The organism is Flavobacterium sp., from assembly GCF_044349645.1.
GTDB lineage: Bacteria > Bacteroidota > Bacteroidia > Flavobacteriales > Flavobacteriaceae > Flavobacterium.
The window spans coordinates 91,544-113,665 of record NZ_JBIKQP010000002.1; the positions used below are offsets into that span (position 1 = coordinate 91,544).

19 protein-coding genes and 1 tRNA gene are annotated in these 22,122 nt (G+C 31.2%); 10 read left to right on the forward strand and 10 right to left on the reverse strand.

The window, feature by feature from the left end; genetic code table 11:
- Nucleotides 1-25: 25 nt before the first annotated feature.
- The 6 genes from AC9UFV_RS00910 to AC9UFV_RS00935 form a co-directional block, all read right to left on the reverse strand.
- Nucleotides 26-1,414 carry a TolC family protein gene (locus tag AC9UFV_RS00910; protein WP_509571831.1) on the reverse strand — a complete coding sequence of 463 codons (1,389 nt, stop codon included), beginning with the start codon at nucleotides 1,412-1,414 and terminating at the stop codon, nucleotides 26-28.
- Nucleotides 1,414-2,760 carry an HlyD family secretion protein gene (locus tag AC9UFV_RS00915; protein WP_509571833.1) on the reverse strand — a complete coding sequence of 449 codons (1,347 nt, stop codon included), beginning with the start codon at nucleotides 2,758-2,760 and terminating at the stop codon, nucleotides 1,414-1,416. Before AC9UFV_RS00915 ends, AC9UFV_RS00910 begins: the two co-directional genes overlap by 1 nt.
- Nucleotides 2,761-2,762: 2 nt before the next feature.
- Nucleotides 2,763-4,424 carry a peptidase domain-containing ABC transporter gene (locus AC9UFV_RS00920; RefSeq protein WP_509571835.1) on the reverse strand — a complete coding sequence of 554 codons (1,662 nt, stop codon included), beginning with the start codon at nucleotides 4,422-4,424 and terminating at the stop codon, nucleotides 2,763-2,765.
- A 12-nt stretch (nucleotides 4,425-4,436) separates the two neighbouring features.
- Nucleotides 4,437-5,111 (reverse strand): TetR/AcrR family transcriptional regulator, encoded by a 675-nt coding sequence (locus AC9UFV_RS00925; protein ID WP_509571837.1) that lies wholly within the window; start codon nucleotides 5,109-5,111, stop codon nucleotides 4,437-4,439.
- Between the two features lie 121 nt (nucleotides 5,112-5,232).
- Nucleotides 5,233-6,750 (reverse strand): 2,3-bisphosphoglycerate-independent phosphoglycerate mutase, encoded by a 1,518-nt coding sequence (gene gpmI / locus AC9UFV_RS00930; RefSeq protein WP_509571839.1) that lies wholly within the window; start codon nucleotides 6,748-6,750, stop codon nucleotides 5,233-5,235.
- A 104-nt stretch (nucleotides 6,751-6,854) separates the two neighbouring features.
- Nucleotides 6,855-9,272, reverse strand: a complete 2,418-nt coding sequence (locus AC9UFV_RS00935) for a DUF5916 domain-containing protein (protein ID WP_509571841.1) — start codon at nucleotides 9,270-9,272, stop codon at nucleotides 6,855-6,857.
- 264 nt (nucleotides 9,273-9,536) lie between these two features.
- Here AC9UFV_RS00935 and AC9UFV_RS00940 point away from each other — a divergent pair, with 264 nt between their 5' ends.
- Nucleotides 9,537-10,223 carry a murein L,D-transpeptidase catalytic domain family protein gene (locus AC9UFV_RS00940; protein WP_509571843.1) on the forward strand — a complete coding sequence of 229 codons (687 nt, stop codon included), beginning with the start codon at nucleotides 9,537-9,539 and terminating at the stop codon, nucleotides 10,221-10,223.
- A 2-nt stretch (nucleotides 10,224-10,225) separates the two neighbouring features.
- On the opposite strand, the gene AC9UFV_RS00945 is transcribed toward AC9UFV_RS00940, so the two are convergent.
- Complete coding sequence (locus AC9UFV_RS00945; protein ID WP_509571845.1) at nucleotides 10,226-10,663, reverse strand: GNAT family N-acetyltransferase; 438 nt, start codon at nucleotides 10,661-10,663, stop codon at nucleotides 10,226-10,228.
- Between the two features lie 171 nt (nucleotides 10,664-10,834).
- On the opposite strand from AC9UFV_RS00945, the gene AC9UFV_RS00950 reads away from it, so the two are divergent.
- Nucleotides 10,835-10,907, forward strand: a tRNA-Gly gene (locus AC9UFV_RS00950).
- Between the two features lie 33 nt (nucleotides 10,908-10,940).
- On the opposite strand, the gene pepE is transcribed toward AC9UFV_RS00950, so the two are convergent.
- Nucleotides 10,941-11,648 (reverse strand): dipeptidase PepE, encoded by a 708-nt coding sequence (gene pepE, locus AC9UFV_RS00955; protein ID WP_509571847.1) that lies wholly within the window; start codon nucleotides 11,646-11,648, stop codon nucleotides 10,941-10,943.
- Between the two features lie 149 nt (nucleotides 11,649-11,797).
- On the opposite strand from pepE, the gene AC9UFV_RS00960 reads away from it, so the two are divergent.
- The 5 genes from AC9UFV_RS00960 to AC9UFV_RS00980 all read left to right on the forward strand — a co-directional run bounded on the left by AC9UFV_RS00960 (nucleotide 11,798) and on the right by AC9UFV_RS00980 (nucleotide 16,307).
- Nucleotides 11,798-12,496: a peptidase associated/transthyretin-like domain-containing protein gene (locus AC9UFV_RS00960; protein ID WP_509571849.1), complete on the forward strand. Its 699-nt coding sequence runs from the start codon at nucleotides 11,798-11,800 to the stop codon at nucleotides 12,494-12,496.
- Nucleotides 12,497-12,520: 24 nt separating this feature from the next.
- Nucleotides 12,521-13,021 (forward strand): DUF6702 family protein, encoded by a 501-nt coding sequence (locus tag AC9UFV_RS00965; RefSeq protein WP_509571851.1) that lies wholly within the window; start codon nucleotides 12,521-12,523, stop codon nucleotides 13,019-13,021.
- Nucleotides 13,022-13,083: 62 nt separating this feature from the next.
- On the forward strand, nucleotides 13,084-15,333 hold the full coding sequence (locus AC9UFV_RS00970; RefSeq protein WP_509571853.1) for a M1 family metallopeptidase: 2,250 nt from the start codon (nucleotides 13,084-13,086) through the stop codon (nucleotides 15,331-15,333).
- 69 nt (nucleotides 15,334-15,402) lie between these two features.
- Nucleotides 15,403-15,744 carry a Sec-independent protein translocase subunit TatA/TatB gene (locus tag AC9UFV_RS00975; RefSeq protein ID WP_509571855.1) on the forward strand — a complete coding sequence of 114 codons (342 nt, stop codon included), beginning with the start codon at nucleotides 15,403-15,405 and terminating at the stop codon, nucleotides 15,742-15,744.
- Nucleotides 15,744-16,307 carry a phosphatase PAP2 family protein gene (locus tag AC9UFV_RS00980; RefSeq protein WP_509571857.1) on the forward strand — a complete coding sequence of 188 codons (564 nt, stop codon included), beginning with the start codon at nucleotides 15,744-15,746 and terminating at the stop codon, nucleotides 16,305-16,307. Before AC9UFV_RS00975 ends, AC9UFV_RS00980 begins: the two co-directional genes overlap by 1 nt.
- Here AC9UFV_RS00980 and AC9UFV_RS00985 read toward each other — a convergent pair.
- Nucleotides 16,300-16,941, reverse strand: a complete 642-nt coding sequence (locus AC9UFV_RS00985; RefSeq protein ID WP_509571859.1) for an O-methyltransferase — start codon at nucleotides 16,939-16,941, stop codon at nucleotides 16,300-16,302. The two genes, AC9UFV_RS00980 and AC9UFV_RS00985, sit on opposite strands and share 8 nt — an antisense overlap.
- Nucleotides 16,942-17,022: 81 nt before the next feature.
- Between AC9UFV_RS00985 and rlmN the strand changes: the two genes are divergently transcribed.
- Nucleotides 17,023-18,066: a dual-specificity RNA methyltransferase RlmN gene (rlmN, locus tag AC9UFV_RS00990; protein WP_509571861.1), complete on the forward strand. Its 1,044-nt coding sequence runs from the start codon at nucleotides 17,023-17,025 to the stop codon at nucleotides 18,064-18,066.
- A gap of 53 nt (nucleotides 18,067-18,119) precedes the next feature.
- On the opposite strand, the gene AC9UFV_RS00995 is transcribed toward rlmN, so the two are convergent.
- Entirely contained in the window at nucleotides 18,120-18,968 is an 849-nt protein-coding gene (locus AC9UFV_RS00995; protein ID WP_509571863.1) for a hypothetical protein, read from the reverse strand.
- Nucleotides 18,969-19,078: 110 nt separating this feature from the next.
- Here AC9UFV_RS00995 and AC9UFV_RS01000 point away from each other — a divergent pair, with 110 nt between their 5' ends.
- Both AC9UFV_RS01000 and dnaG read left to right on the forward strand, forming a co-directional pair.
- Nucleotides 19,079-20,056 (forward strand): polyprenyl synthetase family protein, encoded by a 978-nt coding sequence (locus AC9UFV_RS01000; RefSeq protein WP_509571865.1) that lies wholly within the window; start codon nucleotides 19,079-19,081, stop codon nucleotides 20,054-20,056.
- Nucleotides 20,057-20,115: 59 nt separating this feature from the next.
- Nucleotides 20,116-22,095 carry a DNA primase gene (dnaG, locus tag AC9UFV_RS01005; RefSeq protein ID WP_509571867.1) on the forward strand — a complete coding sequence of 660 codons (1,980 nt, stop codon included), beginning with the start codon at nucleotides 20,116-20,118 and terminating at the stop codon, nucleotides 22,093-22,095.
- The last annotated feature ends 27 nt before the right edge of the window (nucleotides 22,096-22,122 follow it).

Sequence of the window (22,122 nt, forward strand, 5' to 3'; positions counted from 1 at the left end):
TACAAAAGTACAATTTTATAATTATTTAATCGGGATTGGCCATAATTTTAAAAAGTTCAGAATTCGATACAAAATATCTGTTTTCTAAGGCTATTTGTGATAATTTAGCAGTCACCAAATTATTTTCTCTTGAATTAATTAAAAACAGAGAACTTTCTCCAAAAAGAAATAACTTCTCTTCTGATTTTAGCATTTTGTCATTGTCATCAGCCAATGATTTTGCAAATTCTATTTGCTTTAAATAGGAGGTAAGTTCTATTTTTTGTGCATTGATTTTATTTTGTAATTGCAATCTTTCAAACTCTAATAAAAACTCTGTTTCTTGAACTTTGAATTTTGCGAGTTTTAAATTTCCACGTTCTTTTCTTAAAAATAATGGAAAGTAAAAATTCATTCCGATCTTGTAATCATTAAATTGATAGTTATCAAAATAACTTGGTTCAGACAAATAAGAGTAACCTAAATCAATTTTTGGCAACAGCATATTTGCTTTTAATTTTTTATCGACATTTAAAATTTCAATTTTATTTTGAAGTGCGTTTATTTTCGGATGAGCATTCAATGAAAATTGATTGTTCATTAAATCATTCGTTTTTAATGTTTCTTGTATTGTTAATTCTAAATTTATTTCAGGAATTAATTCATCTGCTAATTCTAACGGAATATTATTATCTAACCATAAATAATTAGACAGTTCTAATTTTGCTTTTGCTAATTTTAGTCGTGAATCTTCTGCGCTTAGCAATCTATTTTTTACAATAATTCCAGCTTCAATGCTATCAATCGCTGCCTTGTCTCCTTGTTTTATTAATGATTGAATTCCATCAAACCTGACTTGAGCGTTTTTAGTATATTCTTCGTATAATTTATATTCACTAAATGTTTTTTTCCAATTAAAATAAGCAATAGATGCTTCATAAAGTATTCCAATGGCCTCAATTTTTCGCTCCGCTTGACTCAATTTCAATTGAATTTTAGCTTTTCTTAGGTTGGCCATTCGCTCATTTATAAACAAGCCCTGCCCTAAAGGAATTGAAATTCCAAGCGAAGTTAAACCTTGATTTGGGACAGTATTGTCTGGATTTAAATAGATCCCTTCACTATTATCAAAACCTGCTTTGATATCAATTCCATACCAGGTTGGTATTTTAAAACTACTGTTCAAAATGGAATAATATTCGTTGTTTTTGAATTGTTTTTTTGAAAAATCCACCTCAATATTTGGATCAAATCCGCCTCTAGCGATCATCAAATTTGCTTGTGCTTTATTGATTTCCAAATTAGCGTTTTTTACCAACGGATGGTATTTTTTTACATATCCAATAAATTCATTGTACGTAAATTCTTTAGACACTAAATTTTGCCCATTCAAATTAAACCCAATAAACAGGAATAGGAAAAGTAGTTTTCTCATTATTTTTTTTCTTTTTCTTTTGTTGTTCCAGGCTTGTAATAATTTGGTGGAAATCCATTTAATGTTCTCCATAATTCAAACCAAACTGGTACATTGTTTAAAAGCGCGATTGTTTTTGCTCCAGCACCAATACTTAATTGTTTTGGCCACTTAACATCATTTTTATCCGGAGCTATCAATACTCTGTATTTGCCGTTTTCACTAATAAAATTTTCAATTGCAACAATTTTACCTCCAAAAGTACCATAGGAAATATCAGGCCATCCCGAAAAGACAATTGTTGGCCATCCGTCAAACCAAACTCGAACTTTTTCACCTTTAGAAATCAAAGGTAAATCAATTGGGTTTACATAAGTTTCTACTGCGATTTCAAAACTTGCAGGCATGATAGTAACAATTGGAGTACCTTCTTTAATGGTTTCTCCAATTCCCGATTGCAAAGCCCTGTTTATATAGCCACTTTGTGATGCCCTTATATAATACATGCCATTTCTAATACTATAATTTGCATATTGATTTTCCAATTTATTTACCTGAGCTTCAGTATCATACTGGTTGCTCATGGCCGTAAATTGGTCACTTTGAGCTTTTGATTCTTTTTCAGAATACTCAGCATCAATACGATTCGTTTCTACTTTTGCATTGATAAGCTCATTTTTACTTGATAATAATTTATTTTCCTGAGTAATTATTTTAGCTTCTGCTTCTTGTAATTTCAATCTTTTTTCCTCAACATCAGTTAGAGGTTTCAAACCTTCTTTATTAAGTTGAATGGCTCGATTATACTGTGTTGTTGCTATTCTTAATTGTGTTTTTATGGCTGCCAAATCCATACTGTCACTTTTTATTTTAAAAATTGCCTGTTTGATTTTATTATTTGCTTGCTCTTTCTTTAATTTCTTTTCGGCTGTTATCGCTTTTATTTGTTCAGAAAGTGAAATTACTTTTGATCCATAAGATTCATAAGACTGTTTTTTTGCGTTTACTTGGTTTTTTGTATTTTTAACTAAGTTAGGATCCATATAATCCTCTTTTACCTCAGAAATAAAAAGGATCGTGTCACCTTTGTTTACAAAGTCACCTTCTTTAACATACCATTTCTCTAGTCTACCAGAAATAACACTCTGAATTGACTGAGGTCTTTGTCCTGGTTTTAAAGTGGTTACGCTTCCTGTTCCTGAAATATTTTGAGTCCATGGAAGAAAAAGAGCAATTAGTACCAATATAGAAACGCCAAAAATTATTCTATTTAATATTTTATAATGCGGTCTATTAATTAGATTTTTAACCGTTTGATATTTATCTAAATTTGGTAATTTCGAGTTATTTTCAGATATATTTAGCATGATTATTTGTTGTTTATATCAAGTTGAATACTTCCTTTTTGCATTGTTATTATACGATCGCATTTTGTATTCCAATACGGATTTTTAGACGATACAATAATGCTCCATTTATTTTCTTTCGAAGTTAAAAAATCAATAATTTCAATAGCTTCAGCTTCATCCATTGTGCTTGTTGGATCTTCATAGAATAGCATTTTTGGTTTTCGAATAATACTTCTTGCCAATAGAATTTTCTGAGCGTTAGAAGAGGATAGTTGTTTGCTTTCAGGAAAAATTGGAGTTTCTAAGCCCTTTGGTAATGATTTTATAAATGAAGTTAATTGAACACTTTCCAACGCCCATTTTAAATCCTCAAAACTAACATTTGGATTATTGAATGTAATATTTTCTAAAAGTGTTCCTTCAAATGTTGATTCACCATGTAAAATACATGCGATTTGTGATCTAAATTGATTGGTATCTAATTTTCTAAATGTTTCGTCATTTATATATATTGATCCAGTTTTTGGTTCTAAAACACCACATAATATTTTTATAAATGTTGATTTACCCGATCCATTTTCACCATTAATGATGATTTTTTCACCTTGGTTAATTTTTAGAGATATATCATTAATTATTTTTTTGTTGGAATCAGGAAATTTAAATCCAATATTTTCCGCCTCTAAATTTATGCTTGAATAACAAGTAGGATTACTTGAATTTATTTCTACTTCAAGTTCTAAATCGGTTATTTCACCAATTTTTTCAATTGACGTTAAAACGTCGTAAAATGTTTCTAATCCTAATATAATTTTTTCAACAGAATTAATAACAAGTAAAATAATAATTTCAGAAGCTACAAATTGTCCAATATTCATTTTTTGCGAAAGCACTAAGAAACCTCCAATCAATAATAATCCAGCAGTAATAATAATTTTAAAAACAATCAATTGGCTGAATTGTCTTTTAATTATATTAAAGTGTTTTTCTCTGTAATTCAAGTAATCAGTTACCAATAAATTGTTTTTTTGAAGAGCAAAATCATAGTTGGTTTCATTTTTAAAACTATAATTATTACGAGCTATTTCATGCAACCAATTGGCTACTTTATATTTAAATTTTGATTCTTTCATACTGGTTCCAAGTCCTGCCGAGTAAGAAAATCTAAACACAATATATAATAGTATAAATAATAATATTCCAAAAATTATAAAAAATGGATGGTACAATGATAAAAGGATTACTCCAAAAGATATTTGAAGTAATGCTGCTGAAAAATCTAAAAGTAATTTAGAAGTTCCTTTTTGAATTGTCAAAGTATCAAAAAAGCGACTAGCAACTTCAGGCGCATAACTATTATAAAGTTGAGTTTGTTTTATTTTAGGTAAGCGAGCAGCAAATTCAAAAGAAGAACGAACAAATATTTTTTGTTGTAAATTTTCAGAAATTCGAAGCTGCATTAGGGATAATATTCCTACTAATGCCACTCCAATAACAACCAATATTATCAAAACAATCCATGATGCACTAACCCTTCCTGATTGAATAAAATTAATAATTGCCTGGATTCCTAATGGCAATGATAAACTAATTAAGCCAGAGAATATTGCATAAAAAAACAGTTGAGAAACGTCTTTTTTATCTAATTTTAGTAGGTTGAAAAATCTATTTAAGGGATTCATATCTTTATTAGTTTATATTTTTAAAGTAGTTTCAATCAAGTTCACGTAAAAATGCGTTGGTGTTATTTCATCATCACAATTAGTAATTGATTTTAAATGATCTTTCAGGAAATATTGATGCAAGCTCCCTTCTACAATTGAAGAAATTAGCGATTTTGCATATTGATATTCTGGATTCACCTCATTGACAATTGCAATTATTCTGGAAATCACTCTTTTATAAATTAAAAAAAATCCTTCTTTATTTTCTAGGTCTATTTCCTTAGTGTGTAATGTTTTAGTAAACTCTGCGATGATTATTTTATTCAGAATGGACTCATTTATGTATACTGTAGTTGAATCATCACTGACTTTCTCAGTAACTATAGTAATTGCTTTTTTTAGTTTTTCTTTTGGGTCAGTAATATTCGCAGTTGCAAAAACTAGTTTGTATTCCATCCAGCTCCAATACCAGGATGATAAATAAACTAATAATTTATGTTTGTTTTCAAAATATCGATAAATTGAACTTTCATTTGAACCGATTTTCTCACCTAATTTTTTAAATGTAAAGTTGTCAAATCCTATTTCGTCAATTAATTTAATACTTTGTTCCAGTATTTTTCTACCTAAATCGGATGTTTCAGGATCTTTCACATAAATTTTATCGTTAATCTGAATTTTAAAATTTGCTAATACTGTATTCATAATTAATATTATTTTATGCAAAGATAATAGTATTACTATTAATATTGAAATTTTAACTTTTATTTATAAAAAAAAGAGCTTCAATTTTGTGAAGCTCTTTAAATAGTGTAGAAATTAATTTTTATAATAAAGAATGGCTTGTCATAGCATCTGGCTTTTCAATTCCCATAAGTTGTAATATCGTTGGAGCGATATCTCCTAAAACACCATTTTCTATTTTTTTCAATTCTTTGTCAACTAAAATAATAGGCACTGGGTTCGTTGTATGAGCTGTATTTGGCGAACCATCAGGATTGATCATCGTTTCGCAATTTCCATGATCGGCAATAACAATTGTGGTATAATCATTTGCTAAAGCTGCTGTAATCACTTTTTCAACGCATTGGTCAACGGCTTCACAAGCTTTAATTGCAGCACTCATAACTCCTGTATGTCCCACCATATCGCCATTGGCAAAATTCAAACATACAAAATCAACAGCGCCTTTTTCTATTTCTGGAACTAGGGCATCCGCCAATTCAAATGCGCTCATTTCTGGTTGTAAATCGTAGGTTGCCACTTTTGGAGAGTTTTTTAGAATGCGGCTTTCGCCAATAAATGGTTCTTCTCGACCTCCAGAAAAGAAGAATGTCACATGTGGATATTTTTCTGTTTCGGCAATTCTTATTTGAGTTTTATTTGCTTTTTCTAATACTTCGCCTAATGTTTCAGTGATATTATCTTTGTTGTAAACTACTTTTACATTTTGATAGGTTTCATCGTAATTGGTGAGTGTAACATAATATAAACTCAATTTATGCATGTTTTGCTCATGTAAATCTTGTTGAGAAAGTGCCTCTGTTAATTCACGACCTCTATCGGTTCTGAAATTGAAGAAAATAACCACATCGTCTTCTTCTATTGTTGCTAATGGATTCCCATTATTATCTAAGTGAACTAACGGAGCTATAAATTCATCAGTGATATTATTATTGTAACTAGCTTCAATTGAAGCCACTAAATCACTCGTTCCGGTTCCTGTTGCGTGAACCAATAAATCGTAGGCTAATTTTACTCTTTCCCAACGTTTATCACGATCCATGGCATAATAGCGACCTATAATTGAAGCTATTTTAACCGGAGTTTTTGAGATATAATTTTCAAGATCTTGGATGTATTTTTTTCCTGATTTAGGATCTACATCACGACCATCTGTGAATGCATGGATGTATACTTTTTCAAGTCCGTATTCTTGTGACGCGTCAATTAAACCTCTTAAATGCGAAGTATGGGAGTGAACTCCACCATCAGAAACTAATCCTAATAAGTGAACTTTTTTATTTTGCTTTTTAGCATAGGTAAAAGCATCAATTAAAACTTGTTCTGTTGCTAGGGTATTTTTGGCAACAGCCAAATTGATTTTTGCTAAATCTTGATATACAATTCTTCCAGCACCAAGATTCATATGTCCTACTTCAGAATTTCCCATTTGGCCTTCCGGCAAACCTACGTTTAATCCGTCGGTTCTAAGTTGAGCATTTGGGTAGTTTTTGTAAAGCGAATTGATAAAGGGAACATTGGCATTGTCGATAGCTGAAACCTTTGGATCTGGAGATTTTCCCCATCCGTCAAGGATCATTAATATCACTTTTTTATTCATGATGTGTTTTTTTTAGCCCAGATGGCAGTGGAAATCATTTTTGTTTTTTCTTAAAAACAAAAATATTGCAACGTACAGCTGGAAATAGCTCCAAATTTAAGAAATTAAAATAACTTTTTTACTTGATTGTAATCGATAAAATACCTCATACTTATAGAAAAAGTATGGTTTAATGCATCGTTATTTAGCAGATTGGTAACGTTACTTCCGAAGTCACTATTGATAGTTCGTGAAAAATTGGCTGCATTATTTCGATACAAAACAGATATTTGACTTCCAGGAGCAAACCACCAAGTGTAGGATAAATCCACATTCCATGAGGTAAAATTGGAGTTTTTATTGGTTGTATAATTGGTAAAATCGTTCAATCTCCCTTTATTATCCAATGCTAGAAAGTTTTTATTTTCGGCAAATGACCAATAATGTCTTACGGAAAGATTAAATGTCATGGTGCTATTTACGGCATATTTTCCTGATAAAGTATTGGAATAGGTAAATACATTTCTGTTGGCAAAAATTATTGCATTTGGAGTTGTGGAATTGCCATCATTATCAATACTATCAACGAAACCTTTATTATTATTTTGTCGTAAGAAATTAAAATTAAAATTCAACAGGAACTTATCGCTAAAACGATATCTTGGTCCCATTGAGAATCCGTAACTGTTTCTACCTTCCTCATTAAAATTTGCATAAGAAGGATTAAAATCGAATGCGAATTTATAATTATAATTGGACGAAAAATAGAACCAAGCACCAACTCTTGAAGGGATAATTACATATCTATTTTCAGCTCTTGGCTCATAGAAATCATAATTTTCTAATGGGTTGGCATTTATTCCGAGTCCAAAATAATGGTTTTTTTTATTGTTTATATTTACATTTAAATTAAAATTATTTCCTTGAACGAATCCAGTTTCTTTTTGAAATTGTGTAAAGGCATTTAGATTTAAATTAAATGAATTAAAGTACTTAGTAGATTTCAGAATTCTATAGTTGGCATTCCCGTATAAACTATAATAATTTGTTTGAAAATTGATTCCTAAATCATTGATATCATAATCTTTAGTCATTATATCAGCTCCAAGGCTGTAACGGTATTGACCGCTTGTTTCTCCAATATTTATACTTGATGCTATTCCAGTTTTTGCGCCACCTTCGTTTACATAACTGTACTTAAAATCCCCCGAAAGGTTGTAGGTATTTTCTTTAGTATTTAAATCCCAAACCAAAGCCGATACATTCCCATCTCTAAAACCACCGTCTCTGGTAACATTAGTATTGATAAAACTTATAGATGAATTTTTCCGAAAACGTTGGTCGAGCACTAAAACACTATAATTTGTTAAAGGTTCAATTACTTCACTTCGAACAGATTGGTCGATGTTGTTTCTAATTTTTGCGGTGGTTATTTCTGTAACGGCATTTAATACTCCAACTCCTAATCCACTTTTTGTTCGTCCAGAAACTTTAAGCGCATTAATTAAATTTACAGTTGCAGGATTCTCAATTATTTCTTCATTATTTTCAACTGTTGGATAAGCAGATGGGCTTCCGCCAATTCTTCTTGAATAGAACAAACCACCTTTGTTAAATAAGTCGGTTCCTTCGGTAAAAAAAGCTCTATTTTCGTTGAATTGCTGTTCAAACGGACCTAAATTCAATATTTGATCATCGAATTTAGTTTGACCAAAATCGGGAATTAATATGGCGTCAAGCGTGAATGCATCGTTAATTCCATACTTTATATCCATCCCGCCTTTCAGAGTTCCTTTCGTTTTTTGAGCGTCATTGGCATTCAAATAAAACGAAGAATAAGGCATAAAGAATAGACGAGTAGGGGTTTTGATATTTTCAATTCCCTCTAAATTTCCAGCTTGTTGTATTACATTATTTAATTTGTTATCAACTTTATTCCAAACATAAATAGAGTTTTTTCGTTTTAAATCTCTAACAAAATTGATTCCCCAAGTTTGAACTTTGTTATTTGAAAATCGTAGCGCAGCATAGGGGATCTTCATTTCTACAACCCAGCCTTTTTCGGTAATTTTGGCTTTACTTAACCAAATGGCGTCCCAAGTAAAATCTTCGCCATTAGTATCGGTTGCCAAACAATCCATTTGCGTTCCGGAGGCAGTACAAAAAAATCGAAAATCTTGTTGTCCGTCATTAAAACCGTTAATGAAAACTCCAAAATTATCGCTTGTACCTTGATCATCGCGAAGAGTAAGTTCCTTTAAAATTTTGGAAGGTTCGTCATCATATAAAATGGCTCCTATATATATTGCTTCATTATCGTAAAGAATTTTCACCTCGGTTTCATTTCCTTTTTCAACTTCCTTACCATTATCAGGAGCAAACATGAAAAAATCTTTAGCTATAGCTGCAGTTTGCCAGGGGGTTTCATTTAAATTTCCATCAATGGTAATTCCACCATTGATCAAATTTGTTTTAAGTATTTTTTTCTGGGAGTAGCTTAACGTGCATGTAATTAAAATAAGGAGTAGAAGTGCTTTTTTCATATAGGTTTAATTCAAGGCGCAAAATTATCAATTCATCCCAATAATAACAATTATATTATAGTTTTATTATGAATATACTAATAGATAACCCTTTGAAAGCAGAATTTTAATCAATAATTGAATGGTAAAATTTTATTGGGTTTTTATGATATTAATGTAATTGGTGTTAATTAACACGTTAAAATTTTAGAATTACAAGTTTTACTTAAATTTAAATTCTAAATTTGAAACAAGTAGGAAAATACAGCAATACAATAATAATTAATGACTTATAAATTTTTCCCCATTTTAGTTTTCATTTTATCTACATTTTCATCAAATAAAATAGAAACTCCTTCAAAATTACCTTCATCATTAATTTCAAAAACTGAAAATTTCTCTACAGAAATTATTGACGTTTACAATCATTTAAATCATAATAATTTTGCTTTACCAAAATTAGAAAGTTTCCAAAAAGCAATGCTGGGATTTTATGAAATGAAGAAGAAAGGAAATTTCAAAAAAGACATTCTAACTTTAATTGATTTTAGTTTGTCTTCCAATGAAAAAAGACTTTGGGTGATTGATTTGTCTACCAATACAATTGTTTTCAATTCTTTAGTAGCACATGGCAGAAATACAGGCGATGAATTTGCTAAGAATTTTTCTAACTCCGCAGCATCTTTTAAAAGCAGTTTGGGATTTTATTCAACTGGTGAAGTTTATAATGGGAAGCATGGAAAATCTATAAAATTTGATGGTTTAGAAAAAGGGATTAATGACAATGCCAAAAATCGAGGGATTGTGATTCATGCCGCCGATTATGTTTCTGATTTTTTTATAATAGCTCTCAATCGATTGGGAAGAAGTCAAGGATGTCCTGCTTTGCCAATTGAATTTACAGAGAAAATCATCAATAAAATAAAGGGTAAATCGTGTTTGTATATTTATTATCCGAATTCTAATTCTTGATTTTATATTTTTTTAAACAAAACGTAATGAGGTCCAACATCTGGGATTTCAAATTGACCTCCAATAACTTCATATCCTGATTTTTTATAGAAACCCACAGCTTTTTCACGAGCATTGAACCAAATTAATTCTCCCTTTTTGATTCTAATTTCATTTTCGCAATAGTGTAATAACTGTTCTCCAAAACCCCTTTTTTGAAATTCTTCTAAGACGGCCATTCCGCGAATTTGATATTGATTTTCTTCAGTAAACAATTTATTTTGAACCTTAAATGATGAGATTATTGCTACCAGTTGCTTTTCTAAATATAAACCGAAATGAGAGGTTGTTGGTAAATCATCGCCTTCAAAATGACATGTTGCTATTGGTTTGCCAGTTCGTAAAACAGGATGTCTTACAATTATTGTTTCAAAAGCAGTGATTTTATTTATTTCAATCATAATTTAATTTCTTTATTTTTTTGCGAATTGTTATCATAACAATATCAAAATAAATTATTTACGTTATAAAGATGGGCTTAAAAAGGCTAATTTTTAAAGTGTCTTTAAATTTTTTTTCAAAAAAACTTGCAATAAACCCAACTTATTATCTATATTTGCACCGTTGTTAATGCGAAAGTAGCTCAGTTGGTAGAGCTCCAGCCTTCCAAGCTGGTTGTCGCGAGTTCGAGCCTCGTCTTTCGCTCTAAAATCCTCAAACTATTAGTTTGGGGATTTTTTATTTTAAGTCACTAAGATCACTTTCCGATTCAATTTCTATAGGCGCTGTATTCTTTTGAAATAATCTTGCTTGAAGACCACCTTTCAAAGTTATTTTATTGCCTTTAACTTCTAACCAACTTCCTTCACGAAGCCCAATAACGGGTGGAGAATTCAAAAAGTGAAATTCATTAATTCTCATTTCTCGAGTTTCACCATTGTGTTTCAATTGTAAATCGGCATCCAAATAGTGCGGATTGATATTGAAAGGAACAATTCCTAAAGTTTGAAAACTTGGCGGGTAAATGATCGGCATATCGTTAGTGGTTTGCATTGTCAAGCCACAAATATTACTTCCCGCGCTTGATCCTAAATAGGGAGTTCCTTTTTTTATGGCTTCCGCCAATACATCCATGACTTTATTTTTATACAATTGGAAAACCAATAAAAAAGTATTTCCACCACCTGTAAAAATTCCTTCGGCTGCTTCAATTGCAGCAATTGGATTTTCAAACTCATGTATTCCTTTAACTTCAATATTCAATTTGGCGAAAGCTTTATAAACTCTTTCAGTATATTCTTCATAGGACAATCCACCGGGTTGCGCATAAGGGATAAACAAAATCGATTTGCAATTCTGGAAGTGTAATTTCAATTCTGGAATTAAATAGTCTAAATAAGTTCCCCCGTATAAAGTTGAGGTGCTGGCAATAATGCAATTTTTCATTTGTTATCATTTTGGAATTCAAAGTTACCCATTTTATCATTTTATTTTAAATATTAGAAAATTATATATTAACATAACTTTACCAATCCAAATTATAATTTTTAATTTCTCTTAAATACTTTTACAAATAATAAAATTAGTTTCAAATTATGAAAAAATGGGTTGTCCTATTTTTATTTTTAGGTACTTTTTCGATGTGGTCGCAAGATCGTAACGAAAAAATCCTTCAAGGAATAATTGCAGCCGATGACGCCTTGCTTTCAGAAATTGAAGTGGTGAATTTAGGCAATGAAAAAGTGACCGTAACCAATAGTAAAGGCGAGTTTTCTATATTGGCTAAAGCCGACGACATTTTAGTATTTTCATCAAAATCTCTGGAAATGAGAAGGGTACTTATTGATGAAGACGATTTAAAATCGGGGACAATAACCGTAAATATGTACCCAAAAATCAATGAACTTGATGAGGTGATTGTTAAGAAAAGTCCTATTGAAGGGGTGAGTATAATTCCTGGACAAAAGCAATATACGCCTGCTGAAAGAAAATTAAACACAGCAACCAACGGAATTTTAGATGCCCCAATAAATTGGATGTCTGGTCGAACTGCAATGCTTAAAAAAGAAGTTGCCGTAGAACGAAAAGAACGTCTTTTAGATAAAATAGGAATACTTTATGAAGATAAATACTACATTGAAACATTAAAAATCCCTGAAATTTATATCGATGATTTTCAACGATATATTATAGAAGACAAAGAATTTACTGCCGCATTAAAAGTCAAAAACAGAACCATGATGCTGTTTTTAATATCTAAATTAGCCGTAAACTATAATGCTATTCCAAAATAGAAATGGTTTAATTACTTTTGGCAAATGAAGAAAATTACTTTTTATACCATAATAGCAATAATTTTTTTGACATTATCCTCTTTTGGGATTCATAAGTTTTATGTTTCCATCTACCAAATTAACTATGTGTCAGAGAAAAAAATGCTACAAATTACTTCCCGACTTTTTGTTGATGATGTAAATGCTGTTCTTTATAAAAAATACGGCAAAAAGACCAATTTAGGTGAAAAAAATGAATCTCAAGAAGATATCAGTTTGATGAAAAAATATATCTTAGATAATTTTTCATTGAAAGTAAATGGTGAACCAAAGCCAATAAATTATTTAAGTAAGGAAATGGAAGGTAATGTGATTATTTGTTACTACAACATAAAAGAAATTTCAAAAATAAAATCTTTAGAAGTCAAAAATTCCGCCTTAATTGAATTAAATTCAGAGCAACAAAATATTATTCAATCCACAATTTACGGAGAAAAGCAGAGTTTATTGCTCACAGAAGGGACTTTAAGTGGAATGTTAAAATAACTAGATAAAAAACTCAAATAAATTAATTACTTTAGCATTTGAAAGCTAAAATATCATCAATTATGAAAAACATTATTACTTTATTACTATTGTTCTTTGTGACATTTTCAACCTTTTCACAAGAAGTGAAAGAAACTCCCAAAACTAAAGAATTAGGGCATGAAGATAAAAACAAGTTTCGTCAAATGTACGATTTGTTAGCTACACCCAATATGTATAGAACTGCTTCAGGTGCTCCAGGACCAGAATATTATCAGCAGCAAGCCGATTATAAAATGGACATTGAGTTGGATGATAAAAACACCAAAATTTATGGCACAGAGACCATTACCTATACTAATAATGCTAAAGAATCTTTAGATTATTTATGGATTCAATTGGATCAAAATAGAGCTGCTAAAACTTCTAAATCTCCTTTAGTTGAAAATTCAAAAATTGATCCAGCAATTAGTGTTGGAGGTTTTTCAAAAAAATATTTAGAAGAAAAATTTGATGGAGGCTTTAAGATTGACTACGTAAAAGATAGTAAAGGTAATTTAATGTCTTATACAGTTAATGAAACGATGATGCGAATTAATTTGGTAAAACCATTAGCTCACGGAGAAAAAATTGCTTTGAATATCAAGTGGAATTACAATATTAATAATTACATGATTGATGGAGGTCGTTCTGGCTACGAAAACTTCAAAGACGGAAATAATTTATATGTTTTAGCTCAATTTTATCCTAGAATGGCAGTTTATAATGATGTTGAAGGATGGCAAAACATGCAATTTTGGGGAAGCGGTGAGTTTGCATTGCCATTTGGAAATTATGAGGTTAACATAACAGTACCTGCTGACCATATTATGGAAGCCACTGGAGTATTGCAAAACAGAGCTGAGGTTTTCACACCAGAGCAAGTAAAGAGATACGCTCAAGCAGAAAATTCTTTTGAAAAACCGGTTGTTATTGTAACTCAAGCTGAAGCAACTGAGGCTGAAAAAGGTTTTTCTGACAAGAAAAAAACATGGAAATTTAAGGCTGAAAATGTTAGAGATTTTGGTATTTCAACCTCTAGAAAATTTATTTTGGATGCAATGGCTGTAAAATTAGGTGGTAAAACAGTAATGGCAGTTTCATTGTATCCTAAAGAAGGAAATCCATTATGGGAGGAATATTCTACAAGAGTCGTTGCACATACTTTAAAAAGTTATTCTAGCTTAACATTTGATTATCCTTATCCAAAAGCAGTTTCCGTTAATGCGCAAGATCAAGGGATGGAATACCCAATGATTTGTTGGAATTTTGGTCGTCCAGATGAAGACGGAAAATACACCGACAGAGTAAAATATGGGATGTTAGGAGTTATTATTCACGAAGTTGGTCATAATTTCTTCCCGATGATTGTGAATTCTGACGAGCGCCAATGGACATGGATGGATGAAGGTTTGAACTCTTTTATGGATTACAAAGCAAAATTGGAATGGGAATCAAATTATCCTGTAGAAAGAGGTTCGCCAAAATCAATTGTTGCCTACATGAGCGGTGATCAAAAAAACTTAGAGCCAATTATGACCAATTCTGAAACTATTAAACAATTTGGAAACAATGCTTATGGGAAACCAGCGGCGGGATTAAATATTTTACGTGAAACAATTATGGGTCATGAATTATTTGATTATGCTTTCAAAACCTATGCAAATAGATGGAAATTCAAGCACCCAACTCCTGAAGATTTCTTTAGAACGATGGAAGATGCATCGGCAACAGATTTAGATTGGTTTTTCAGAGGATGGTTTTACACAACTGATTTTACAGATATCGGGATTAAAGAAGTGAAGCAATATTTTGTAAGTAATGATGCTCCAAAAGACTTTAAAGCGCCAACATCTTCAAGAAGAAACCGATTGAGAGCAACAGGCCCGATGGTTTTTATGGTAAATAGCACTAGTGAAAATTACAAGCCTGAAATGAACAAGCCATTAGATATAAAGGAAATTAAGGCATTGGATGAATTTATTAAAACTAATTTCAAGCCGGAGGAAATTGCAAAATTTGATTCTCCAAAATACTTCTATGAAGTTACTTTTAATAAGCCAGGAGGATTAGTTATGCCAATAATTGTAGAGCTAACATTTGAAGATGGAACTACTGAAAACCATAAATTTCCAGCTCAAATTTGGAGAATGAATGACGATGAGGTCACTCGAACTTTTGCAACCAAAAAAGTGATATCGAAAATTGTAGTTGATCCAAAATTAGAAACTGCCGATATCGATGTTACAAACAATACCTGGCCAAAAGTTGAAGCAAAATCTAAATTTGATTAAAATATTTTTATTATTAATACACTTTAAGCTTTATATAAACTTAGTAACTTTGCAATAAAATAAATTGATATGTTTGGAATAGGCGGAGGAGAATTAATACTAATATTATTTGTGGTTCTAATGCTTTTTGGGTCAGATAAAATCCCAGATATTGCAAGAACAATGGGTAAAGCTATGGCGCAATTGAAAAACGCAACAAATGATATTAAAAGTGAAATTCAAAAAGGAGCTGAAGCAAATGGCTTAGATTCTAAATCGATAACAGATATTACTGGAAATATCAATCAAGAAATTAGTAAAGCAAAAGAAAATTTGCTTAATGAGGTGACTCCCGTTATTGAAAATGCTAAAATTGATATTGAGAAAGTAGAAACTATTGAAAACGAGGGTCCAATAAAAAGACAATCTTAATGCTTGATAAAATCCTAGCACTCGATAAAGAACTGCTTATTTTTTTAAATGGGCTAGGATCATCAACCTTCGATCCGTTTTGGTTGTTTATTACAAAACAAAGTAATTGGACTCCATTTTTTCTTGTTTTACTCTATTTTATTTATAGAAAAATTGGTGTTAAGCAAACCTTATATTTATTACTATTTGTAATGGTTTTAATCATTATTTCCGATCAATTTACAAATTTTGTAAAGGAGACTTTTCAGCGTCTTCGTCCTTGTAGTGATCCAAATACCTCTACATTGATTAGAGTAGTTAAATCAAGTGAAACCTACAGTTTTTTCTCTGGACATGCCTCAAATTCAATGGCAGTCGCCACGTTTTTATACTTTATTCTAAAAGACAAATTCAAGTATTTTTTGCTGTTATTTTTATGGCCATTAATTTTTGCTTTTAGTAGAATTTACCTAGGATTACACTACCCAACAGATATAATTTGTGGATATTTTAATGGACTTATTTTAGGTTTTTTATTTTATAAATTATATGGATTTCTCCAATATAAAAAAGTAATTATTTAACTCTAGAAACGGTTAATCCATCACGAATAGGTAATAAAACAGTTTCAATTCTAGGGTCATTTTTCAATAATTCATTGTATTCTAAAAGAACTTTTGTGCTACTATCGTTTTTTTGTAACGGTTCTAAAACTTTTCCACTCCATAAAACATTATCTGATAATATGATACCACCTTTATTCATTTTAGGCAGTATTAATTCAAAATAGTTGAGGTAGTTTTCTTTATCAGCATCAATAAAAACCAAATCAAATTTTAATTCTAATGTCGGAATAATAGCAATTGCCTCACCCAAATGTTGAAAAATCTGACTTCCCCAAGGTGATTTATCAAAGTATTTCCTTTGGATAGTTTCCAATTCTTCTTTTATGTCAATGGTGTGTAATTGACCATTTTCTTGCATTCCTTCGCACAAACACAAAGCGGCATAACCTGTAAAAGTTCCAATTTCTAGAATATTAACCGGTCGAATTAATTTCGAAAGCATGCTCAATACTCGCCCTTGAAAATGCCCGCTCAACATTCTTGGTAATAGAATTTTTTGATACGTTTCCTTATTTAAAGCTGCTAATAAATCAGGTTCTTTTTCAGAATGTTTTTCGATATAATCTTCTAATTCTTGGGAAATAAAATGCATTTTTTGATTGTATTTATATTTTTTGTCAAAGTTATCAATTTATCAAATAAACAAATCCACAAATTAAACTAAATTTGCACCATGCAAATCGAGAAAAAAGACATAAGAGCATTAACAAAAGAGCAGTTGCGTGATTTTTTTGTTGCAAATCAAGACAAAGCCTTCCGTGGAAACCAGGTTTATGAATGGTTATGGAGCAAAGGAGCACACAGTTTTGATGATATGACCAATGTTTCCAAAGAGACTCGGTTGATGCTGGAAAATCATTTTGTTATCAACCATATTAAGGTAGACACAATGCAACGCAGTTCCGATGGAACGGTAAAAAATGCGGTTCGCCTTCATGATGGTTTAGTTGTAGAAAGTGTTTTGATTCCAACAGAAACAAGAACAACAGCTTGTGTTTCTAGTCAAGTAGGTTGTAGTTTAGATTGTAACTTTTGCGCTACAGCAAGATTAAAAAGAATGCGAAATTTGGAACCTGGAGAAATATATGACCAGGTAATCGCTATTGATAAAGAAAGCCGATTGTATTATAATCATCCGCTTTCAAATATTGTTTTTATGGGAATGGGCGAGCCTCTTATGAACTACAATAATGTTCTGAAAGCGATTGCTATGATCACCTCAAACGAAGGTTTGGGGATGTCTCCAAAGAGAATTACACTTTCTACTTCAGGTGTTCCAAAAATGATAAAAAAGCTTGCTGATGATGAGGTTAAATTTAAATTGGCGGTATCATTACATTCCGCAATTGATGGAATTCGTTCCCGAATAATGCCGTTTTCAGCTAATTTTCCTTTAGCAGATTTAAGAGAATCATTGGAATATTGGTATTCCAAAACAAAAAGCAAAATTACCTATGAATATGTAGTTTGGAAGGGAATTAATGACAACAAAGAATCAGTTGATGCCTTGGTAAAATTCTGTAAATATGTACCTTGTAAAGTCAATTTAATTGAATACAATCCGATAGATGACGGTGAATTCCAACAAGCTTCTGAAGAGTCCATTAATGCTTATATAAAAGCCCTAGCTGCAATTGATATCGTTGCAAAAGTGAGACGAAGTAGGGGAAAAGATATTGATGCTGCCTGTGGACAATTAGCTAACAAAGAAGTATAAAAAAAAACGTTCAGAATTTCTGAACGTTTTTTTTATGTAAAAGTCTATTATTATTAAAATGTAAACGAAATTGGCGTACCTCCATCAATTGAAATAGTAGCAATGTTATCACAAGTTCGATCACCATAATCTAGAACTGCAGTATGATTTGGTCTAGTGATATTTACAATTCCAGAAACCACTCTATGATCACAATTCAATCTAACTCTAATTGGATTAGTATTTGAAATTGTATTTGAGTGAACATTTCCATTAGGGAAAGTTGTTGTCCAGTTTCCAGTAATTACATATACATTATCAGCTAATATTGCTGTTCCAAACCCTTCTACACATTCTCTAGTTCTTGTTCCAACTCTTGTGTAAACACCTCTTGAATTAGTAAATGTCATATTCATATCTAACACACTAATTGGGTGTGTATTTGATTGATAAATTGAAGAACCTAATGATCTAGTAACTGTTCTATTTCCTTGAACTAGGAAGTCATTATAACGAAAACCATCAAAAGTATAGGTAATCACATAATTGGTAGTTGAGTAAGGTAAAGCACCACTAATATAAATTATTCCTTTAAGGATTGCACCATTTGGCAATGCACAACCTGTAGTTCCAAAATTAATTTTTCTTCTCCAAGTTGTAGCAGTAACAGTACGTGTTACAACTGCACAAGCCGGTAATGAATTAATTTCTGTAGGAGCTATACTTTTCCCTGCAGGATTTTCTGAAAAATATTGATCGTCAATAATTTCAGATAAATCGTTAGCCGCTTGATCTAATTTAGCATTTGTTTGAATATCTTCTACAGTAAACTCGTTAGCAAGATCATTGTTGTCCTTAGAGCAACTTGCAAATAAAATCACCGCAAACAATACAGTTAATTTTAAAATAGATTTTGTTTTCATATTTATTTTTTTTAAATTCTTTGTTATAAGACTAAAGCAAATGTAAAAAGTTTAATTGTAATTAAAAAATTTTTTCAATCATAGGTTCAAAATAGTATCTTTGGGGAACTATGAATATAATTGCCGAAATAAAAAAACCTATTCTATCAGAAATGGATCTTTTCGAAATAAAATTTCGAGAATCGATGGTTTCTAAAGTCGGCATTCTCAATAGAATTACCTATTATATTGTAAATAGAAAAGGAAAACAAATGCGTCCTATGTTTGTTTTTCTAACTGCAAAAATGCTTTCAAATGGCATTGTAAACGAAAGAACCTATCGTGGTGCATCTGTTATCGAATTAATTCATACCGCCACACTAGTTCATGATGATGTAGTTGATGATAGTAATCGCAGACGCGGATTTTTCTCCATAAATGCACTTTGGAAAAATAAAATTGCAGTATTAGTTGGAGATTATTTGTTATCGAAAGGGTTGTTACTTTCTATCGATAATGGCGATTTTGATTTATTAAAAATTATCTCAGTAGCCGTTAGAGAAATGAGCGAAGGGGAATTACTTCAAATAGAAAAAGCCCGAAGGTTAGATATAACGGAAGCCGTTTATTATGAAATTATTCAAAAGAAAACAGCCACTTTAATAGCTGCTTGCTGTGCTCTTGGCGCAAAATCTGTAATTGAAGATGAAATTCAGGTTGAAAATATGAGAAAATTTGGAGAGCTTATTGGAATGGCATTTCAAATAAAAGACGATTTGTTTGATTATACTGAAGAGGCAATTGGAAAACCAACAGGAATTGATATTAAAGAACAAAAAATGACTTTGCCCTTAATCCACGTTTTGAATGCTTGTTCTTCAAAAGAAAAAAGTTGGCTTATCAATTCTATTAAGAATCATAATAAAGATAAAAAGAGAGTTAAGGAAGTTATATCATTTGTGAAAAACAACAATGGACTTTCCTATGCCGAACAAAAAATGATTCAATTCCAACAAGAAGCTTTAAAATTAATTGAAAATTATCCGCAATCCGACTATAAAGATTCTTTGATCATGATGGTAAATTATGTCATTGAAAGAAAAAAGTAATACTAGATTACACAAAAACTTTGTAACTTTGAGCCTTAATCCTTGAACCTAAATTTAAATTGATTTCAAAAGCTACAATAGATACTGTTTTCGAAACTGCTCGTGTAGAGGAGGTTATTGGTGATTTTGTACAATTGAAACGTGCGGGAAGTAACTTTAAAGGTTTAAGTCCCTTTTCTGATGAGCGTTCACCTTCGTTTATGGTGTCGCCAGTAAAGCAAATTTGGAAGGATTTTAGTTCCGGCAAAGGTGGAAATTCAGTTGCATTTTTAATGGAACACGAACATTTTACGTACCCAGAAGCCATTAGATATTTAGCAAAAAAATACAACATCGAGATTGAAGAAACTGTTCAATCAGATGAGGAAAAAGCCAATACAGATGTTCGAGAAAGCATGTATTTGGTTTCCGAATTTGCCAAAAATTATTTTCAAGATGCACTTTTAAATACTGAAGAAGGAAAGGCAATTGGATATTCTTATTTTAAGGAAAGAGGTTTTACCAATGAAACTATCAAGAAATTTTCTCTTGGATATTCACCAGAAGCTTGGGATGCTTTCACAAAAGAAGCTTTAGGGAAAGGGTATAAATTAGAATTTCTAGAAAGCACCGGTTTAACAATTCCTAGGGATGACCGACCTTTTGACCGATTTAAAGGTCGTGTTATGTTTCCTATTCAAAGCATGTCGGGAAGGGTTTTGGGATTTGGCGGAAGAATTTTGACCAATGATAAAAAAGCGGCGAAATATCTCAATTCACCTGAGAGTGATATTTACCATAAAAGCAAGGTTCTTTATGGAATTTATCAAGCAAAACAAGCAATCGCAAAACAAAACAATTGTTTTTTGGTTGAAGGTTACACCGATGTAATTCAGTTCAATCAAACGGGAATTGAAAATGTGGTTTCTTCTTCGGGAACAGCGTTAACGCCTGACCAAATCCGATTAATAAATAGGTTGACAAAAAATGTAACCGTTCTTTTTGATGGTGATGCTGCAGGTTTACGAGCATCCATTCGAGGAATCGATTTAATCTTGGAGGAAGGAATGAACGTAAGAGTTTGTGAATTTCCTGATGGTGAGGACCCAGATAGTTTTGCAAAGAAAACGCCATATGAAGATTTGGTAGTTTATTTAGAAGAAAACGCTAAAGATTTTATACAGTTCAAAGCTTCTTTATTAATGAAAGATGCCAAGAATGATCCTATAAAAAAAGCAGAATTAATTCGTGATATAGTAGCAAGTATTTCTAAAATTCCAGACCGAATTCAACGTGAAATTTACATTCAAGAATGTTCCAGAATCATGGATATTTCAGAGCAAGTTTTGTTGAGCACCTTAGCACAATTAGTTAAAAAAGACATTTCTGATATTGGTAAAAAAATAAAGCAAGAACAAAAATCATTTGAAGTCATAAAGAGTGAATCTGTAACTCAAGTGGAGAAAGTTGATGTTTTGTATCAATTAGAGCGAACAATAATTAAAATCCTACTTCTTTACGGAAATAGTAAAGAAGAATTTGAAGATGTTTTGTTGAAAACGAATGCCAACGGCGAGGTTGAAAATTCTATTGAGAAAAAAGAATATTTTGTTTACCAACGAGTTTATTTGAGTTTACAGGAAGACGAAGTTGAATTAGCAAATCCACTTTTTAGAGATATTTATCTTAATTTGGTCAATTATTTTAATCAAAATGAGACGTTTAATATTGAGCATTATTTAATGCAATTGCCTCAAGAATTTGCTCAAGAAGTTACTGACATTTTAATGGAGGACGAAAAATTAGCTTTACATGATTGGGGTGCTCAGAATATATTTGTAAAACAAAAAAACGAAACGATAAGTCAATACGTTTCAGAAACTATTTTAACAATGAGATGGTATTTAGTAGATAAAATCATTGAAGAATTAAAAGGTTCAATTCTACCTGATCCAACTGCAGATAATTCAGAAACCATGTCTTTAGCTATGGATTATTCCAAACTCATTAATTCTTTTTCTATGAAACTAGGCAGAGTATTGTCGAGATATAGTAATTAAATTATTTATAAGCAAAAAAAAACCTGT

Bases quoted from the DNA above. Each gene is read 5' to 3' on its own strand.
- AC9UFV_RS00910 (WP_509571831.1), bottom strand. From the start codon at position 1,414: ATGAGAAAACTACTTTTCCTATTCCTGTTTATTGGGTTTAATTTGAAT.
- AC9UFV_RS00915 (WP_509571833.1), bottom strand. From the start codon at position 2,760: ATGCTAAATATATCTGAAAATAACTCGAAATTACCAAATTTAGATAAA.
- AC9UFV_RS00920 (WP_509571835.1), bottom strand. From the start codon at position 4,424: ATGAATCCCTTAAATAGATTTTTCAACCTACTAAAATTAGATAAAAAA.
- AC9UFV_RS00925 (WP_509571837.1), bottom strand. From the start codon at position 5,111: ATGAATACAGTATTAGCAAATTTTAAAATTCAGATTAACGATAAAATT.
- gpmI (WP_509571839.1), bottom strand. From the start codon at position 6,750: ATGAATAAAAAAGTGATATTAATGATCCTTGACGGATGGGGAAAATCT.
- AC9UFV_RS00935 (WP_509571841.1), bottom strand. From the start codon at position 9,272: ATGAAAAAAGCACTTCTACTCCTTATTTTAATTACATGCACGTTAAGC.
- AC9UFV_RS00940 (WP_509571843.1), top strand. From the start codon at position 9,537: ATGACTTATAAATTTTTCCCCATTTTAGTTTTCATTTTATCTACATTT.
- AC9UFV_RS00945 (WP_509571845.1), bottom strand. From the start codon at position 10,663: ATGATTGAAATAAATAAAATCACTGCTTTTGAAACAATAATTGTAAGA.
- pepE (WP_509571847.1), bottom strand. From the start codon at position 11,648: ATGAAAAATTGCATTATTGCCAGCACCTCAACTTTATACGGGGGAACT.
- AC9UFV_RS00960 (WP_509571849.1), top strand. From the start codon at position 11,798: ATGAAAAAATGGGTTGTCCTATTTTTATTTTTAGGTACTTTTTCGATG.
- AC9UFV_RS00965 (WP_509571851.1), top strand. From the start codon at position 12,521: ATGAAGAAAATTACTTTTTATACCATAATAGCAATAATTTTTTTGACA.
- AC9UFV_RS00970 (WP_509571853.1), top strand. From the start codon at position 13,084: ATGAAAAACATTATTACTTTATTACTATTGTTCTTTGTGACATTTTCA.
- AC9UFV_RS00975 (WP_509571855.1), top strand. From the start codon at position 15,403: ATGTTTGGAATAGGCGGAGGAGAATTAATACTAATATTATTTGTGGTT.
- AC9UFV_RS00980 (WP_509571857.1), top strand. From the start codon at position 15,744: ATGCTTGATAAAATCCTAGCACTCGATAAAGAACTGCTTATTTTTTTA.
- AC9UFV_RS00985 (WP_509571859.1), bottom strand. From the start codon at position 16,941: ATGCATTTTATTTCCCAAGAATTAGAAGATTATATCGAAAAACATTCT.
- rlmN (WP_509571861.1), top strand. From the start codon at position 17,023: ATGCAAATCGAGAAAAAAGACATAAGAGCATTAACAAAAGAGCAGTTG.
- AC9UFV_RS00995 (WP_509571863.1), bottom strand. From the start codon at position 18,968: ATGAAAACAAAATCTATTTTAAAATTAACTGTATTGTTTGCGGTGATT.
- AC9UFV_RS01000 (WP_509571865.1), top strand. From the start codon at position 19,079: ATGAATATAATTGCCGAAATAAAAAAACCTATTCTATCAGAAATGGAT.